At 71.4% G+C, this 17,659-nt stretch carries 11 protein-coding genes and 3 tRNA genes; 11 read left to right on the top strand and 3 right to left on the bottom strand.

The window, feature by feature from the left end; translation table 11 throughout:
• Positions 1-43: 43 nt before the first annotated feature.
• From ADK86_RS04725 to ADK86_RS04700, 6 genes are all read left to right on the top strand, one after another.
• Complete coding sequence (locus tag ADK86_RS04725) at positions 44-991, top strand: sirohydrochlorin chelatase (protein WP_053695431.1); 948 nt, start codon at positions 44-46, stop codon at positions 989-991.
• A complete protein-coding gene (locus ADK86_RS04720) occupies positions 988-2,319 on the top strand; it encodes a deoxyguanosinetriphosphate triphosphohydrolase (protein ID WP_053695430.1) in 1,332 nt (443 codons plus the stop codon). The genes ADK86_RS04725 and ADK86_RS04720 overlap by 4 nt, the downstream gene beginning before the upstream one ends.
• Before the next feature lie 328 nt (positions 2,320-2,647).
• Positions 2,648-3,925: an NAD(P)/FAD-dependent oxidoreductase gene (locus ADK86_RS04715; protein ID WP_053695429.1), complete on the top strand. Its 1,278-nt coding sequence runs from the start codon at positions 2,648-2,650 to the stop codon at positions 3,923-3,925.
• A gap of 102 nt (positions 3,926-4,027) precedes the next feature.
• The gene (locus ADK86_RS04710; protein ID WP_053695428.1) at positions 4,028-4,990 is read left to right on the top strand and encodes a pyridoxal-phosphate dependent enzyme; all 963 of its coding nucleotides are present in this window, start codon (positions 4,028-4,030) and stop codon (positions 4,988-4,990) included.
• 131 nt (positions 4,991-5,121) lie between these two features.
• Positions 5,122-7,035 carry a DNA primase gene (dnaG, locus tag ADK86_RS04705; RefSeq protein WP_053695427.1) on the top strand — a complete coding sequence of 638 codons (1,914 nt, stop codon included), beginning with the start codon at positions 5,122-5,124 and terminating at the stop codon, positions 7,033-7,035.
• A 207-nt stretch (positions 7,036-7,242) separates the two neighbouring features.
• Positions 7,243-8,439, top strand: coding sequence for an RNA polymerase sigma factor (locus ADK86_RS04700; RefSeq protein ID WP_053695426.1), 1,197 nt, complete (start codon positions 7,243-7,245; stop codon positions 8,437-8,439).
• 280 nt (positions 8,440-8,719) lie between these two features.
• Here ADK86_RS04700 and ADK86_RS04695 read toward each other — a convergent pair whose 3' ends face one another.
• Both ADK86_RS04695 and ADK86_RS04690 read right to left on the bottom strand, forming a co-directional pair.
• Complete coding sequence (locus tag ADK86_RS04695) at positions 8,720-10,159, bottom strand: FGGY family carbohydrate kinase (protein ID WP_030183108.1); 1,440 nt, start codon at positions 10,157-10,159, stop codon at positions 8,720-8,722.
• A 135-nt stretch (positions 10,160-10,294) separates the two neighbouring features.
• On the bottom strand, positions 10,295-10,594 hold the full coding sequence (locus ADK86_RS04690) for a hypothetical protein (RefSeq protein ID WP_003985195.1): 300 nt from the start codon (positions 10,592-10,594) through the stop codon (positions 10,295-10,297).
• 288 nt (positions 10,595-10,882) lie between these two features.
• Here ADK86_RS04690 and ADK86_RS04685 point away from each other — a divergent pair.
• The 3 genes from ADK86_RS04685 to ADK86_RS04675 all read left to right on the top strand — a co-directional run bounded on the left by ADK86_RS04685 (position 10,883) and on the right by ADK86_RS04675 (position 11,287).
• A tRNA-Asn gene (locus ADK86_RS04685) sits at positions 10,883-10,955 on the top strand.
• A 5-nt stretch (positions 10,956-10,960) separates the two neighbouring features.
• Positions 10,961-11,033, top strand: a tRNA-Asn gene (locus ADK86_RS04680).
• A 180-nt stretch (positions 11,034-11,213) separates the two neighbouring features.
• Positions 11,214-11,287, top strand: a tRNA-Ile gene (locus ADK86_RS04675).
• A 152-nt stretch (positions 11,288-11,439) separates the two neighbouring features.
• Here ADK86_RS04675 and ADK86_RS04670 read toward each other — a convergent pair.
• On the bottom strand, positions 11,440-12,774 hold the full coding sequence (locus ADK86_RS04670) for a tyrosine-type recombinase/integrase (RefSeq protein ID WP_159393776.1): 1,335 nt from the start codon (positions 12,772-12,774) through the stop codon (positions 11,440-11,442).
• 22 nt (positions 12,775-12,796) lie between these two features.
• Between ADK86_RS04670 and ADK86_RS04665 the strand changes: the two genes are divergently transcribed.
• Positions 12,797-14,155 carry an IS1380 family transposase gene (locus ADK86_RS04665; RefSeq protein WP_053695485.1) on the top strand — a complete coding sequence of 453 codons (1,359 nt, stop codon included), beginning with the start codon at positions 12,797-12,799 and terminating at the stop codon, positions 14,153-14,155.
• A 487-nt stretch (positions 14,156-14,642) separates the two neighbouring features.
• Entirely contained in the window at positions 14,643-15,704 is a 1,062-nt protein-coding gene (locus ADK86_RS04660) for a hypothetical protein (RefSeq protein WP_159393775.1), read from the top strand.
• The last annotated feature ends 1,955 nt before the right edge of the window (positions 15,705-17,659 follow it).

Raw genomic sequence — 17,659 nt, 5'->3', positions numbered from 1 at the left:
TCCGCGCAACGGCACCGCAACGACCGGCTGCCAGGCTCCCTCCATGACGGCGTCGACACCGACCCCACCGCCCGCGGGCCCCTCCGGCCCCGCGGTCCCCTTCGACAGTACGGCGCAGATCATGACGGAGATCACCACCCAGCTCGGCGAACGGCTCGGCCGGGTCAGGCTGTACGGCCTGCCCCGCCGCGGCCCGGCCGCACCCCGCCCCGCTCCCGGCGCCGCAACGGCCCGGGAGGCGCCCCCGCTCGTCGCGGTGGCGCACGGCAGCCGCGACCCCCGCGCCCTGCGTACCGTGACCGCCCTCCTGGACCGGGTACGCGCCCTGCGCCCCGGCCTCACCGTCCGCCTCGGCCACATCGAACTGAACGCGCCCCTGCTCCCCGACACGCTGGCCCGGCTGAACGGCCCGGCCGTCGCCGTACCGCTGCTGCTCGCCCGCGGCCACCACGTCGGCCACGACATCCCCGCCGCGCTCGCCGACGCGCCCCACCTCACGGCCTGCCTCGCCCGCCCCCTCGGCCCGCACCCCCTGCTCGCCGAAGCCCTGCACGCGCGCCTCGAAGAGGCCGGCGCCCGGCGGCCGAGCGCCGTCGTGCTCGCCGCCGCCGGATCGCGCGCCCCCGAATCGGCCGCCGACACGGCCCGTACGGCGCGCCTCCTGTCCGACCGGCTCGGCGGCGTACCCGTCCTGCCCGCCTACGCCTCCGCGCCTGCCGAAGGCGGCCCGCCCGGCACCCCGCTCTCCGTCCCCGCCGCGCTGCGCGCCCTCGCCGCCCGCGGCCACCACCGCCCGGCCGTCGCCTCCTGCTTCACCGCGCCCGGCCGCTTCGCCGCCCAGTGCGCCGCCGCGGCCCCCGGGCCCGCCGCCGCGCCGCTCGGCGACCACCCCGCGCTGGCCCGGCTGGTGCTGCACCGTTACGACCAGGCGCTCGCTGCGCGCAGCGCATACGACCACGACCCCACCAGGGCGGCTACCGTCGCCGTATGACGGGCACACGAACGACGGCCGGCCGCGAAGCGGGCCACAACGGCACGGGCTACGGCCCCGCGGACACCGAACGCTGGGTCCCCGAGCCCGACAAACGCCCGGGGCGCACCGCCTTCCAGCGCGACCGGGCCCGGGTGCTGCACTCCGCCGCGCTGCGCCGGCTGGCCGGCAAGACCCAGGTGGTCACGCCCGGCACCACCGAGCACCTGTGGGACGCCAGCCCCCGCACCCGCCTGACCCACTCCCTGGAGTGCGCCCAGGTCGGCCGGGAACTCGGCGCCGCCCTCGGCTGCGACCCGGACCTGGTCGAGACCGCCTGCCTCGCCCACGACCTGGGCCACCCGCCGTTCGGGCACAACGGCGAGCAGGCGCTGAACGAGGTCGCCGCGCCCTGCGGCGGCTTCGAGGGCAACGCGCAGTCGCTGCGGCTGCTCGCCCGCCTGGAACCGAAACGTTTCGTGCCCGAAGCGGACGGCACGGACGTCAGCGTCGGCCTCAACCTCACCCGGGCCGCCCTGGACGCCGCGACCAAGTACCCCTGGCCGCGCGGCGGCCACCCGACCGACCCCGGTTCGCCCAAGTTCGGGGTCTACGAGGACGACCTGCCGGTCTTCGCCTGGTTCCGGCAGGGCGCTCCCGAGGCGGCGCGCAGCTTCGAGGCGCAGGTCATGGACTGGGCCGACGACGTGGCGTACTCGGTGCACGACGTCGAGGACGGGCTGCACGCCGGCTACCTGGACCCCAACTGCCTGCTCGCCGAGCCCGAACGTGCCGAAGTGTTCGCGATCGCCGCGGAACGTTACGCGCCCGGCGCCGGCCCCGCGGAACTGGGCGCCGCCCTCGACCGCCTGCTCGACCAGGAGTGGTGGCCGCACGGCTACGACGGCACGGCCGTCGCCCAGGCCCGCCTGAAGGACGCCACCAGCCAGCTCATCGGCCGCTTCTGCCTGGCAGCCGAGAGCGCCACGCGCGCCGAGTACGGGACCGGGCGGCTCACCCGGCACCGCGCCCGGCTCGTCGTACCGCACGGAACCCGGCTGGAATGCGCCGTGTTGAAGGCCGTGGCGGAACGGTACGTCATGCGCCGCCCCGACCAGGAAGCGCTCCGCGCCGACCAGCGCGTGGTCATCGCCGAACTCGCCGAGGCGCTCATCGCCCGCGCCCCCGACGGCCTCGACCCGCAGTTCCGCGCCCTGTACGACCGGGCCGAGGCGGCCGGTGACGACACCGCGCGGATGCGGGCCCTGATCGACCAGATCGCCGCCTTGACCGACGCCTCGGCACGCTCCCTGCACGCCCGGCTCACCCGGCCGCGTGGCACGCTCTGACCAGCGGCGGCGCCGCTCGTTGCGGGGCCGGTGCGACTCCTGGGTAACCGGCCCCCTTCCCGCGGCACGCCGGGTGCGGGACGCTCGGGCTTGAGTGTTTCGAACCAGGGAAACAAATCAGGGGCACAACGGGGTGGACGGCCGCGGAACGCGGTATGTCCTCCAGTGCCCGAAGGGCCTTGGGGGGTGTTCCGCCCGGCGTGAGACGACCGGGCGGGGACACGCGGGCGGCAGCACGCCGCCCGGCACTGCGGGGGGTAGAACGGGGACACCGATCGGGGGGCGTTCACGGACGCGGACGCACCGCGCCGCAGCGAGGAGGAAGCAAGTGGTCGACGCACACCAGACGTTCGTCATCGTCGGGGGTGGCCTGGCCGGGGCAAAAGCCGCCGAGACCCTTCGTGCGGAAGGCTTCACCGGCCGGGTGATACTGATCTGTGACGAGCGCGACCACCCGTACGAGCGCCCCCCGCTCTCCAAGGGGTACCTGCTCGGCAAGGAGGAACGCGACAGCGTCTTCGTCCACGAGCCCGCCTGGTACGCCGGCGCGGACATCGAACTGCACCTCGGCCAGCCCGCCGTCCACCTCGACCGCGCGGCCCGCACCGTACGGCTCGGCGACGGCACCCTGATCGTGTACGACAAGCTGCTGCTCGCCACCGGCGCCGAACCGCGCCGCCTGGAGATCCCCGGCACGGGCCTGGTCGGCGTCCACCACCTGCGCCGCATCGCGCACGCCGAGCGGCTGCGCGGCGTCCTGCACTCCCTCGGCCGCGACAACGGCCACCTCGTCATCGCCGGCGCCGGCTGGATCGGCCTGGAGGTCGCCGCCGCCGCGCGCTCGTACGGCGCCGAGGTGACCGTCGTCGAACCCGAGCCGACCCCGCTGCACAGCGTCGTCGGCCCCGAACTGGGCAGCCTCTTCACCGACCTGCACTCCGAGCACGGCGTCCGCTTCCACTTCGGCGCCCGGCTCACCGAGATCGCCGGACAGGACGGCGTGGTGCTGGCCGCGCGCACCGACGACGGCGAGGAGCACCCGGCCCACGACGTGCTCGCCGCGATCGGCGCCGCGCCGCGCACCGCCCTGGCCGAACAGGCCGGGCTGACCCTGGTCGACCCGGCGCACGGCGGCGGCGTCGCGGTGGACGCCGCGCTGCGCACCTCCGACCCGAACATCTACGCGGCGGGTGATGTCGCCGCCTTCCCGTACTCCCTGCTGGCCCCCGAGGACGGCGAGCCGGCCGTCCTGCGCGTCGAGCACTGGGCCAACGCCCTGAACGGCGGCCCCGCCGCCGCCCGCGCCATGCTCGGCCAGGAAGTCACCTACGACCGCATCCCGTACTTCTTCTCCGACCAGTACGACGTCGGGCTGGAGTACTCCGGCTACGCGCCCCCGGGCTCCTACGACCAGGTCGTGTGCCGCGGCGACGTCGGCAAGCGCGAGTTCGTCGCCTTCTGGCTGTCCGAGGGGCGGCTGCTGGCGGGCATGAACGTCAACGTGTGGGACGTCACCGACCCGATCCAGAAGCTCATCCGCTCGGGCCAGGTCCTCGACCCGAACGCGCTGGCCGACCCGGAGGTGGCGCTGGACTCGCTGCTCTGAGCCGGCGCGTCCGGTACGCCCGTGCGGCGGGCGGGGCGGCCGTATCCGCCCGCCGCACGGGGTACCCGTAGCGCAGCCGACGCCAGGGAGAGAGCCACAGCCATGCCCGAAGCCACCGTCACACCGGACGACGTCCAGGAAGCCGCCGCCCGCCTCAAGGGCGTCGTCCACCGCACCCCGGTGCTGCGGTCCCGCACCCTCGACCGCCTGGTCGGCGCCGAGGTGCACCTCAAGTGCGAGAACTTCCAGCGCGTCGGCGCGTTCAAGTTCCGCGGCGCCTACCACGCCATCTCCCGGCTGGCGCCGGAGCAGCTGGCGCGCGGCGTCGCGGCGTTCTCCTCCGGCAACCACGCCCAGGCGGTCGCGCTGGCCGCCCGGGAACTGGGCAGCAGCGCCGTCATCCTCATGCCCGAGGACGCGCCGCGCACCAAACGGGACGCCACCGAGGGGTACGGCGCCGAGATCGTCACCTACGACCGCTACACCGGCGACCGGGCCGCGCTCGGCGCGCAGCTCGCCGCCGACCGCGGCCTGGCCCTGATCCCGCCGTACGACCACCCGCACGTCATCGCCGGACAGGGCACCGCGGCGCTGGAGCTGATCGAGGACACCGGTCCGCTGGACGCCCTGCTCACGCCGGTCGGCGGGGGCGGGCTGATGGCGGGCTCGGCGCTCGCCGCCACCGCGCTGTCGCCCGGCATCCGCATGATCGGCGTCGAGCCGGAGACCGGGGACGACACCCGGCGCTCGCTGGCGGCCGGCGAGCGGGTCCGCATCCCCGTACCGCACACCATCGCCGACGGGCAGGCGCTGACCGAACCCGGCGAGCTGACCTTCGCGGTCAACCGGCGGCTGCTGGACTCGGTGGTGCTGGTCGGCGACGACGAGATCAAGGCCGCGATGCGGCTGGCCTTCGAACGGCTGAAGATCGTCACCGAGCCGAGCGGGGCGAGCGCGCTGGCCGCCCTGCTGGCCGGGGCCGTCGAGCCGCTGCCGCGCCGCGTCGGCGTGGTGATCTCCGGCGGCAACATCGGGCTGGACCGGTTCCTGGAGCTGATGGGGTGAGCGGCGCGCCGGTACGCCCCGGTGACGACCTGGGGCTCCCGCCACGCCGGTCCGTCCCCGCGGCGACCGGCGGCCCCGCCCGCCGCACGGGTCCGGGCGGGACTGTCGTACCCCACCCGTAGAATTCAGGCGTGGCAGGCAGGATCAACGATGACGACGTGAAGGCGGTTCGGGACGCGGTCCCGATCGACGCCGTCGTGTCCGAGTACCTCCAGTTGCGGAGCGCGGGCGGCGGCAACCTCAAGGGCCTGTGCCCCTTCCACGACGAGAAGTCCCCCTCCTTCCACGTCAGCCCGGCCAAGGGGCTCTACCACTGCTTCGGCTGCCAGGAGGGCGGCGACGTCGTCGACTTCATCATGAAGCTCGACCACCTCTCCTTCGCCGAGACCATCGAGCGCCTCGCCTCCCAGGCCGGCATCACCCTGCGCTACGAGGAGGGCGGCTACGCCCCCGGCCGCCAGCAGGGCGAGCGCACCCGCCTCGTCGAGGCCCACAAGGCCGCCGCCCAGTTCTACGTGGAGCAGCTCGATGGCCCCGAGGCCGAGATCGGCCGCCGCTTCCTCGCCGACCGCGGCTTCGACCAGGCCGCCGCCCAGCACTTCGGCGTCGGCTACAGCCCGGCCGGCTGGGACCACCTCACCCGCTTCCTGCGCGGCCGCGGCTTCAGCGACAAGGAGCTGATCCTCTCCGGCCTCTCCCAGGACGGCCGCCGCGGCCCCATCGACCGCTTCCGCGGCCGCCTGATGTGGCCGATCCGCGACATCGCCGGCGATGTCGTCGGCTTCGGCGCCCGCAAGCTGCGCGACGACGACAACGGCCCCAAGTACCTGAACACCCCCGAGACCCCGCTCTACCGCAAGTCCCAGGTCCTGTACGGCATCGACCTCGCCAAGAAGGAGATCGCCAAGACCAACCGCGCGGTCGTCGTCGAGGGCTACACCGACGTCATGGCCTGCCACCTCGCCGGCGTCACCACCGCCATCGCCACCTGCGGCACCAGCTTCGGCGAGGGCCACATCAAGATCCTGCGCCGGCTGCTGATGGACAACTCCGGCTCCGAGGTCGTCTTCACCTTCGACGGCGACGCGGCCGGCCAGAAGGCCGCGCTGCGCGCCTTCGAGGACGACCAGAAGTTCGCCGCCCAGACCTCCATCGCCATCACCCCCGGCGGCATGGACCCCTGCGACCTGCGCCTGGCCAAGGGCGACGCGGCCGTCGCGGACCTGGTGGAGTCGCGTACACCGCTGTTCGAGTTCGCGCTGCGCCAGGTCGTCGCCCGGCACAACCTGGACACGACCGTGGGCCGCGCCGCCGCCCTGGACGAGGCCGCGCCCATCGTCGCCAACATCAAGAACAGCTCCATCCAGCACGAATCCGCCGTGCAGCTGGCCGGCATGCTCGGCATCCTCGACACCCAGTTCGTGGTCCGCCGGGTCGGCCAGCTCGCCCGCTGGGCGCGCGAGCGCGGCCGGGACGGCCAGGACCCATCCCGTACGGGCCGCCGCGCCGCCCAGCAGGCTCCGGAGGCCACCCAGCCGCCGCCCGGCCCGCGCGGCCCCGCGCTGAACCTGCGCAGCCCCGCCCACCGCGTCGAGCGCGAACTCCTCAAGCTCGCCCTCCAGCGCCCCGACCTGGTCTCGCCCGCCTTCGACGCGTACGGCGCCGACGAATTCACCGCGCCCCCGTACGCCACCGTCCGCCGCTGCATCGAGGACGCCGGCGGCGCCCAGTCGGCCGCCGGTGACAACACCTACCTCGCCCGGGTCCGCGAGGCCGCCCCCGACGACACCGTCCGCTCCCTGGTCACCGAGCTGGCCGTGGAGCCGCTGCACACCCGCCGCGAGCCCGACGAGGCGTATGCCGGCGTCCAGTTGGTCGCCGTCCGGCTGGCCGCCGTCAACCACCGCGTGACGGAGATCCGCGGCGCCCTCCAGCGCCTCGGCCCGAACGCCGACCCCCAGCACCTGGCCGCCGTCCAGAACGAGCTGTGGGTCCTCCAGCAGTACGGACAGTCGCTGCGCGAGCGGGGATACGCGGCCCTGTAGGGGGCTGTGGCGGCGCTCCGCGCCCCCGCCGGGCGTGACAGCGTCCGCATCGCCGTGACCGCGCCCGTACCGGCTGTCCGGCCCCGTCCCGGCCGCCCGCACCCGGCCGTCCTTACCCCGCCGTAGCCGCTCGGTCACCGTGCGGACCCAAAAAGTGCCCGCACGCCCCTCGTGGCGGGCGTGTGTCGTACTCCACACTGAGGAGCGGTGCCTGAGTCCTCGGAGCGCGGCGGGTCCTGGTGTACCGAACCGGAATCCCCCGCGGAACCGCTCTTGATGTACGGGACGGACAGCGGCTCGGCCGCAGACGCTCCCGGCCTTTCCGCCGCCTCAGCAGCGTTCACACTGGAGGTCGCCCCCGTGCAGACCCGGACCCTCGCCGACGCGCCGGCCGCGCAGACGGCCACCGTGCCGCAGCAGGCCGAGCCGCCCGCGCCCGAAATCCTCGTGGAGGAGATCGCCCCGGAGCCGCCGCCGCGTCCCGAGGCGGGCGGCCCCTCCTCCGACCTGTTCCGCCAGTACCTGCGGGAGATCGGCCGGATACCGCTGCTGACCGCCGTGGAGGAGGTCGAACTGGCCCGCCGCGTCGAGGCCGGCCTGTTCGCCGAGGAGAAGCTGCGGCTCGCCCCCGACCTGGACTCCCAGCTGGCCCTCGACCTGGACAAGCTGGTCGTCCTCGGCCGGATGGCCAAGCGGCGCCTCATCGAGGCCAACCTGCGCCTGGTCGTCTCCGTCGCCAAGCGCTACGTCGGCCGCGGCCTGACCATGCTCGACCTCGTCCAGGAGGGCAACCTCGGGCTGATCCGCGCCGTGGAGAAGTTCGACTACGCCCGCGGCTACAAGTTCTCCACGTACGCCACGTGGTGGATCCGCCAGGCCATGTCCCGCGCACTGGCCGACCAGGCCCGTACGATCCGCGTCCCGGTGCACGTCGTCGAACTGATCAACCGCGTGGTGCGGGTCCAGCGCCGGATGCTCCAGGAGCGCGGCTACGAGCCCGCCCCCGAGGAGGTCGCCGCCCAGCTCGACCTGCCCCCGGAACGCGTCAGCGAGGTGCTGCGGCTCGCCCAGGAGCCGGTCTCCCTGCACGCCCCCGTGGGTGAGGAGGACGACGTCGCGCTCGGCGACCTCATCGAGGACGGCGACGCCGCGTCCCCCGTCGAATCGGCCGCCTTCCTGCTCCTGCGCGAACACCTCGAAGCGGTGCTCTCCACCCTCGGCGAACGCGAGCGCAAGGTCGTCCAGCTGCGGTACGGCCTCGTCGACGGCCGCCCGCGCACGCTGGAGGAGATCGGCCGGATCTTCGGCGTCACCCGCGAACGCATCCGCCAGATCGAGTCCAAGACGCTGAACAAGCTGCGTGATCACGCGTTCGCCGATCAGCTCAGGGGGTATCTGGACTAGTCGGTGGCTTGACGGCGGGGTGGCGAGGCCGTCCCGGCCGGGACGGTGGCCGACGGTTGATGGCCGCCGGGCTGACAGGCCACCAGCTGGAGTGCGGCTCACCGGCCCGAGGGCCACTGCCCCGACGGTCACTGCCCCGACGGTCACTGCCGCGACGGTCACTGCCGCGACGGTCACTGCCCCGACGGTCACTGCCGCGACGGTCACTGCCCCGACGGTCACTGGCATGACGGTCATTGGCCCGACGGTCACCGACCCGACGCAACCGACCCCCCGACGGTCACTGGCTCGACAAGAACGCCCCGGCGTAGCTCTCCTCCCGCACCGCGATGTACTGCTGGCGCACCGCCTGCCCGACCGGCAGGTCCTCGCCCGGCTCGAAGACCTGGCTGGCCGCCGCGGGCCAGCGCGGCGGCTCGTGCGGCGCCAGCGTGCCGTGCGCCGCGCCCAGCGCCCACGCCGCCTGCCGTGCCGCGCCCAGCGCCGCATAGTCCGCCGGCTGCGGCACCACGACCTGCGCGCCGAACAGCCCCGGCGCCGCCGCCTGCACGGCGCCCAGCTCGGCCGCCGCGCCCAGCAGGAACACCCGGCGCACCTCGACACCGCGCCCGCGCAGCACGTCCAGCGCGTCCGCGAGACCGCACAGCATGCCCTCGAAGGCCGCCCGCGCCAGATGCTCCGGCTTCATGCTCTCGCGGCGCAGCCCGTGCAGCGATCCCGCCGTGTGCGGCAGGTGCGGCGTCCGCTCGCCCTCCAGATACGGCAGCAGCACCAGCCCGTACGAGCCGGGCGTCGACTTCAGCGCCAACTCGGACAGCCCCGTCAGATCGGTGCCCAGCATCTCCGCCGTGCCGCGCAGCACCCGTACGGCGTTGCTCGTGTGCACCACCGGCAGGTGCATACCCGTCGCGTCGGCGAACGAGGTGATCGTGCCGTTGGAGTCCGCCAGCGCCTCGTGGTGGATGCCGAAGACCGAGCCGGAGGCGCCCAGCGACACCACCGCGTCGCCCGCCCCGACGCCCAGCCCGAAGGCGGCGGCCATCGTCTCGCCCGTACCGGCGGAGATCAGCAGCCCCTCCGGCGTGAACCCGGCGGTGCCGGACGGACCCAGCACCTCCGGCAGCCGCACCTGGTGCCCGAGCGCCAGCTCCACCAGATCGGGCCGGTACGCGCCGGCGGCCGCCGACCAGTAGCCGGTCCCGGAGGCCCCGCCCCGGTCGGTCGTACGCCGTGCCGGCCGCCCCAGCAGCTGCCACACCAGCCAGTCGTGCGGCTGCAGGACCTCCGCGACGCGCGCCGCGTTCGCCGGTTCGTTACGGGCCAGCCAGCGCAGCTTCGTCAGCGGCTGGGCGGCGTGCGGGACGGCGCCCACGGCCTGCGTCCAGGCGGCCCGCCCGCCGAGCGCGTCGGTCAGGTCGGCCGCCGCGCTCTGCGCCCGCTTGTCGTTGCCGACCAGCGCGGCCCGTACGAGCGCGCCGTCGGCGTCCAGCGGCAGCATCCCGTGCTGCTGCGCGGAGACCCCGATCGCCTGCACGCCCTCCAGAAGCCCGTTGCCCGCGGCCTCGCCGAGTGACATCAGCCACGCCTGCGGGTCGATCTCGTGTCCCTTTTCGGCGGGGTGCGGCGCGTACCCCTGCCTGATGACGGCACCCGTGTCCGCGTCGCAGACCACGATCCGTGTGCTTTCGGACGAACTGTCCAGCCCGGCGACTATCCCCATGCCCCCAGATGATGCCCCATGCGCGGGACGCGACGGCCGTCAGGTTCACACCCCCGTGGCCGGGGGAGGCGGGCGCGGACGGCCGATTCACGGGCTGTACGGGGTGGGAACCCGGCGGCCGCCCGGCCCCTGCGATCACGTATTGCTGGTGCCCCAGTCGTCCGCATCGCCGCCGCGCTGCTCGCGCAGCGAACGGATGCGCGCGGCCACCGGCCCCGGCATCCGGTCCCCGACCTTCTCCGACACCTTGTCGAACGCCTTCGTGGCCACCTCGCGGCCGCCGAGCGCCGCGGACTCGGCGGTGTTCCGTACGGCCGGGTTCTGCGTGATCCGCCGGGCGCTCTTACGGAGCTGCTCGTAGCGCTCCCGGCCGGCTTTGGTGCCGAGCACGTACCCGATGGCCAGTCCCGTCATGAACGTGAGCCGGTAGCGCATCGTCGCTCCACCTTCCCTCTCGTCGGTCTCGCTCGCGCGCGCTGTGCGGTCGGTCCGCCGGTCTGTACTGCGCGCCCGCCCGTGGATCGGCCGGGCCGTACAGCACGTCTCCCCGCCGGTCCGCCGGTCGGTGCTGCCCGCCTACCCGCGGACCGGAAGATCATCCGGGACCGCCCGCAGGCATACCGATTGGCGGAGCACCCCCCTGCTTGCGCTAATGTATGTGCAGCAGCGAGCGCACGCCGTCCGGAGCCCCGGATCGGAGTGCATTCGAGGCACACAGAGCAATCCCCTGTAGCTCAATTGGCAGAGCAGCCGGCTGTTAACCGGCAGGTTACTGGTTCGAGTCCAGTCGGGGGAGCTCGGTCCCCTGTAGCTCAATTGGCAGAGCATTCGGCTGTTAACCGGAGGGTTACTGGTTCGAGTCCAGTCGGGGGAGCAGGACGGAAGAAGGCCCCCTCGGGGGCCTTTTTCCTGTGCGGAGGGAACCGAACGCCCGGTGATCCAAGTCCTCTTGGACGAGCATGGCGGCCCAACGAGGACCCACCCGCGCAGCAGATCGTATGAGCGGCTATGCTGCGGCAGACGGCGCGCACAAATGTGCGCGGCGCGCCGTTTCGGGGCGGTAGCTCAGCCGGTTAGAGCAGCGGACTCATAATCCGTCGGCCGTGGGTTCGAGTCCCACCCGCCCCACCGCTGCACGTCTGTGCAGAAACGATGTGACCTGCGGAAACGTAAGAACGGTGGTTGCCGCACCGGTGTGGCAACCACCGTTCACCCGCCCAAACCAAGATCCAGTGGACACGTAGTGGACACGGGACAGGTTCAGTGGACAGTGGACCCCCTTACGCCGCCTTCGGGCGCCCTCCGGAGGCCCGGCGGGCGGTCCGCGACGGTGTGGGTGGCAGACCCGTCGGTAGAGCCCAGCCGTTCACCCCCGGAGACTCCGAGCGGGCGACCGTGAAGCGCGTGAGCGAGAAGTCCGACCGCTGCTCCTCCGGATAGCGGTCGTTGAAGTTCTCGACCCGGACCAGCTCCCAGTCGGTCGCAGTGCAGTGATCGCGTATCCACTTCACGGCCGCGTTGGCGGCGTCGTCCTGGCCCCGTCCGGTCAGGGTGATCATGCCGAGGAGACCGGAGTCGGGCTGGATCTGCGCTCCGACGGCCCAGGTGTCCCCTGACTGCCTGGCGCCGTGGGCGAAGAAGACCGCGATGTCGCCCTGCCAGGCGCTCTCGGGGATCACCAGTGGGGTGCGTATCTCGAATGGGACATCTCGGGGGACGACGGCCATGACCGACTCGGCCTCGGCCCGCATCATCTCGGGCAGCACGCTGGTGTAGGTGTCGGAGGTGATCTGGCGCGAGGAGTGTCCCAGCTTCTCTTGCACCACCTTGATGTCCTGGCCGGCGAGCAGAGACAGGGTGGCGGCCAGGTGGCGCAGGTCGTGGAGGCGGACCGGCGGTAGCCCGGACAGTTCCACGAGGCGGGCGAAGCGCCGGGAGATCCAGTCGGGGTGCAGCTCCTCGCCGTTCTCGTGCGTCCACACGCGGCCGGTCTCTACGTAGGTGTCACCCCATTCCTCGCGCTTCCGGTCCTGCTTCGCGCGGACGGTGACCAGGTTGTCTCCGGACTCCAGACTCAGAGACAGGGTGCGGACGCTGTCGGCCTTGGGGGCTTCGCCGTACAGCTTGTAGGCGACTTCCACGATCTGCTGGGAGATGCGCATCCAGAGCGCGTCGGTGCTGACCTCGGTCCACGGCAGCGCGGCCATCTCGCCACGGCGGGGCCCGAGGAAGATAAAGGTGTGCCACAGCTCGTAAAGCCAGTCATCCGTGACGAAGTCGAGGAACTGGCCGGTCAGCTCCGGTGTCCAGACCATAACCGGGCCGGGCTTCTCACCGGTGCGCTTCCAGTGCTCGATGCGCTCGGGCGTCCAGACGAGCGGCTTCGGCCGGGTCGCGGCCGGAAGCTCCACGAGCTGCGCCCAGTTCCTGGCGAACGCCTGCTCGCGCTTGATCCCCCAGGAGAGAGCCGAGCGTAGGGTGTCGTTGATGCGGTGCATGGTGGCAGCGGAGGTGACCTTTCGCAGCCCCTTCTTGCCCTCGCGGAGCGCCGCGTTCGCGTCGAGGAACGCTCGGCGGGTGGCGCGGCGCTCCTCTTTCTTCCCGGCCGCCTTCACCCAAGCTCGGTGCGCCTCGGGTATCGGTTCCTACCCACGTGTCCGCGTCGGGGGCGGCGGCCGCGCCGTAGTCTCGCAGGCCGGCGGTGTCCTGCTGGTCGAGACGATCCGTAAGTCCGGGCTGGATCAAGCGATATCGGCGGCGCTGGCGCCATGGCGCAAGGCGCGGGCGGTGCACGATCCGGGGAAGATTCTGCTGGATGTGGCCCTGGCGGTCGCGCTCGGCGGTGACTGCCTGGCCGATGTGGGCATGCTGCGGGCCGAGCCGGCCGTGTTCGGTGCGGTGGCCTCGGATCCCACCGTCTCCCGCCTGATCGGTGCCCTCGCGTCGGCCGGGCCGAAGGCTTTGACGGCGATCCGCTCCGCACGGGCACAAGTCCGCGACCATGTGTGGGAGTTGGCAGGAAGGGCGGGCCCGGACGCCGGCGGGCAGGTGATCGTGGACATCGACGGGGTGCTCGTACTGGCGCACTCCGAGAAGCAGGATGCCACCGCGACCTGGAAGAAGACCTTCGGACACCACCCGCTGATGGGCTTCGTCGATCACGGACCGGGCGGCAGCGGTGAGCCGGTCGCCGCTCTGCTGCGGCCCGGGAACGCCGGCTCCAACACAGCCGCCGATCACATTGCGACCGCTGACCTCGCCCTGGCTCAGCTGCCGAAGAAGTACCGGCGCGGACGCCAGACACTGATCCGAACCGACTCCGGTGGTGGCACCCATGAGTTCGTGGCCTGGCTCGCCAAGCGCGGCCGGTGGCTGTCCTACTCGGTCGGAATGACCATCACCGACGCCATCCACCAGGCTGTTCTGAAGGTTCCCGCCTCCGCCTGGACGGTGGCCGTCGAGCCCGGCGGAGCCATCCGTGACGGCGCCTGGGTCGCCGAACTCGACGCGGGCAGCGACTGCCTCAAGGGCATGCGGCTGATCGTCCGCAAGGAACGTCCCCACCCGGGAGCCCAGTTGCGACTCACCGACGCCGACGGGCTGCGGCTGACCTGCTTCGCCACCAACACCACCGGCGAGAAGATCGAGGCCCTGGAGCTGCGGCACCGCCGACGCGCCCGCGCCGAGGACCGCATCCGAAACGCCCGCGCCACCGGCCTGCGCAACCTGCCCCTGCACGACGCCGCCCAGAACCAGATCTGGCTGGAGGTCATCCAGATCGCGCTCGACTTGCTCGCCTGGATGCCCGTGCTCGCGCTGACCGGGAAGGCCCGGCTCTGGGAACCACGCCGACTACGACTCCGCCTCTTCTCCGCCTCCGCCCAGCTCGTCACCACCGCCCGCCGCCGACACCTCAGATTCGCCGGCCACTGGCCCTGGACCGACGTGATCACCAGCGCCCTGGCCAGGCTCGACGCCTTCCCGAACCCCGGCTGACCAGCAGACTCCCGTCCCGACGAGTAGCACCGCCCCGCCGGAGCCGTGGAACCCGGCGCCCACCCGACGCGACAGCCGGGCCGTCAGCCTGCCCGCACCCGTCACAACAAAGCGAAACGGCCCCCCAGTTGGCCTGATGAGCCGACACGAAAGTTCGAGGCTAACACAATGAGCCAACGCACTTCAACGGCTCCAGTTCGAAGGCAGGAACTAAGATCGATTCTTGTCTGGCCCTGGTCGCATCTCGTGGTTGCGTCACTGTTTTCCTTTCGGTGCGGATTCTTGTTCTCGTGGTAGACCCCGGCTTAGTCGTGGCTGACCGAAGAATTTTACTGAATATCTTGAAAATTCCCCGCTGCTGGGTTCTGCTGGCGAACATCCAGCGGGCAGGGCGGTAGCGATCGCCCCCTTTGGGGCCTCTTCTGGCCGGTCCGTTGCCGGTGTTGCCGTATGGCTCCACCTTGCACGCCGTAAGGGAGATCTCGCCATGATGAATTCAGTTTCCGCTCCGCGCCGGGCGGCCGGCCGCACGGCTGGTAGGGCCGCAGTGCTGGCCGCGGCCTTGCTGGTCGCGGCGCCCTTGGTGGGCAGCGCGTCACCGGCCGTGGCTGCCGATGACCAGAAGCCGATCGACAACAAAAAGATCTACACTTCGGAAGCCGACATCACCGCGGATCTGGAGAGGTGGGCGCCCGTTGAGCCCAAGGAGAGCGTGATGGGCTACCCGAAGGGCGTCCAGGACGGGAAGGGCAACACCACGTCCGTTGAACAGCGGGATGTGCAGCCGAAGTACGACTCCAAGGAAGCGGTCGCGGACGCCAAGGCGGCGGCGCAGAAGTACGTGGATGACCCGAACACGAAAAATGACAAAGGGTATCTCAAGGATGCCGCCATGCAGCTCGTGAAGACATCAATCACCGAGCCCGAGGTCCGCCAGAACACCCATGACGACGACATCTGGAAGGACGGCCGGAAGAACCCTGCCCCGAACTACTGCGCAGGGAAGACCCCCGGAGGTGGGACGCTGAATACCGCCGGGGTGTCACCGTGCATGTTCGTAGGAAAGCTCGACACAGCACCCGAGTCCAAGTACCCCAAGACCGGGGGCGGCGGCGCCCTCGCCGGCGGAGGCAAGAAGACCTTCAAGACCTCGCATCAGATCACCGACGAAAAGAGCGAGGTTGCCGGCTGGTCGGTGGGCGGCAAGGTCGCCGGCAAGATCACCTCGTCGCCCGAGAAGGGAGGAATAGGGGGTGAGGCCGGCCCTGAGTTCAACTTCGCCTACAGCTACTCCTCCACCTCGACCAAGCGAAACACGCTGCAGTCGGACGACACGACCGAGGCTGACTTCCCGAGCGACGTGAAGGGCAGCCTGCAGGGTCGGCGTGATGGCGCGTACTACGTCGGCTACATCCTCGCCTACGGGCATGGGGACCCGACATCCAGTGCAAAGGACAAGGAGCGCCTGATCGCCATTCCCGCCCGGGTCTACGTCCAGTCCCCGAAGTCCAGCACCCCGCTCACCTACTTCAAGTACCAGGAGAAGTGAAGTAGCCCCGCCCGGCACTGCCCCTGGGACGCGGAGTCTCAGGGGCAATGGCCGTGTCCACCGGGCGCGCGGCGCTCGCGACGTTTTTCCGGGGCTTCTCAAGCATGGACGGAGTATCCTGTTTGTAGGCGGCTGACCTGCGAAAAGCCGCGCTGCTCCACCTCCGGGCACAGGAGGTGAGAACTCGCCTCATCGGTAAGGCACTCCGCTGCGCCGGAGTTCGATTCTCCGTCCCATGAAGTTGGCTATCTGCGTGAACAGTTCAGCGGTGCCTGCGGTCGTAGGCCGAAGACGGGCACTGATGGACTCGTAGTGGACTCGTAGTGGACGGAAGGACTCGGAAGGATAAGGAAGCGGGCGGACGCCGACGAACACAAATAGGGCTCTGGCCTGCGCGTTTCGGAAATCCAAAGCAGGATCAAGCAGCGGTCGGAAGACCCGAAAAGGACTCATAATCCGTCGGCCGTGGGTTCGAGTCCCACCCGCCCCACCAGAAGAATCGATCTGAGCTGCGGAAACGTGGTTGGAGAGATCGTTTACGTGAGGCGTTTGCCTCGGTGTGGTGAGGCAAACGCGGGCTTGTGTGGCCCGGTCGAGCCCCCTGACCCCTGGTGACCTGGGGTTTTGGGGCGGTGCCGGAGTGGGGGTCCTGGTTGATGCTCCCACGGCCGTTGGAGAAGGCACCCCCCACCCGCACCGAGCGCCGTCTCGTTGCCATCTCCGCTCGGCCTCAGCCCCGGAGCCCGTTTCGCGGTCAGAATGCAGTCGCGACCGTCACGCCTTCGAGTCGGCCATGCGACGTGCCTCTGTGTCTCTTTGTCCCTTCAGGGAAGGGCCTGACGGTTGCGAAGGGTCTTGGGCGCGGATTCCTAGGGTGAAGGTCGGCATCAGGCGGTGGGGGCGCAGCCCCGTTGATCGGGGGATCGGCTCCGGGGCCGGGACAGTGGGGCGGGGCGGTGCTTGCGTTCGGTCTGGGAGTGCCGGGAGAGGTCGAAGTCGCCGTTCATGATGACGGTGCGACGTGGGTGGGTAGCTTCGGCGCGGGTGAGGCCGAGTGATCAGCGAGCAGGTGGCGGCAGCTTCCACCAACCGCGTCGGCGACGATCAGTCGGCCGCCGGCGGCGGTGTACCGAAGGCCCCGCCCTCCGCGGCATCCGGGTCAGCTCCGCACAAGAGGGGACTGCAGCGTGCCCTTGCCGGCGACCTGATGGCCGGGACCAGTCGCGCACCCATGCGGAGCCCACTCGGGAGCCGCCAGGATCGAGCAATAGAAGCCGGGAACAGCCCTGCACGCGGGGACCACGATGTGTTCCTGGAGCTGGCGGCGGAGGGCGAGGGACCACCCCCGCACGCGCGGGGACCACGACTGCATGAACTTCGAGCCGCGGCGGGCGACGGGACCACCCCCGCACGCGCGGGGACCACAGTTCGCGACCAGCAGTTTTACCTGGCGGAGCGCGGGTTCTTACTCACTTTCGAGAACTCCGGCATTTCGACCTAAGGGGTGTTTGAGGTGGAAGCCTACTGACCTGATCACGCTACTACCTGCAGGCGGTGGACCTGCGCCGTCGATGTCGTCGGTCTCTTGTGAAAGGGAGTTGAAGGGCGCAGGAGGCTTGGGTGATCGAGTTGGAGGTGTGGTGCGGCCCCCGCTCCGCATGCGGGCTGCGTAATTGGCCGGTCTGGGGCCGGTTTCGCCCCACGGTGGTCGTGCTCGGCTCGTCGGTGGCTCTGTTCACGAGTTCCGACAGCGCATGTACGTGACTTCGGGCAGCGCCCCGGCAGGGCCGTGTTCGATGTTCACGAGAAGCGACAGCACCCACATCGGCTCCTCGTCGTAGCCGCAGGGGCGAGCCGGGGGCGTTTGCCGTGCCCTGCGCTGTTCGTGGGGGTGAGCCGCCGATCGCGACGAGGGCCTCGTGGTCGCCGGGTTGCCTGGCCGTATCGAGCAACCA

The organism is Streptomyces sp. NRRL F-5755, assembly GCF_001279365.1.
Taxonomy (GTDB): domain Bacteria; phylum Actinomycetota; class Actinomycetes; order Streptomycetales; family Streptomycetaceae; genus Streptomyces; species Streptomyces rimosus.
Note: the sequence above shows the minus strand (reverse complement) of the source record. Positions and strands in the feature narration are given on the sequence as shown.

Coding starts and splice junctions, on each gene's coding strand:
- ADK86_RS04725 (WP_053695431.1), top strand. CDS start 44: ATGACGGCGTCGACACCGACCCCACCGCCCGCGGGCCCCTCCGGCCCC.
- ADK86_RS04720 (WP_053695430.1), top strand. CDS start 988: ATGACGGGCACACGAACGACGGCCGGCCGCGAAGCGGGCCACAACGGC.
- ADK86_RS04710 (WP_053695428.1), top strand. CDS start 4,028: ATGCCCGAAGCCACCGTCACACCGGACGACGTCCAGGAAGCCGCCGCC.
- ADK86_RS04695 (WP_030183108.1), bottom strand. CDS start 10,159: ATGGGGATAGTCGCCGGGCTGGACAGTTCGTCCGAAAGCACACGGATC.
- ADK86_RS04690 (WP_003985195.1), bottom strand. CDS start 10,594: ATGCGCTACCGGCTCACGTTCATGACGGGACTGGCCATCGGGTACGTG.
- ADK86_RS04660 (WP_159393775.1), top strand. CDS start 14,643: ATGATGAATTCAGTTTCCGCTCCGCGCCGGGCGGCCGGCCGCACGGCT.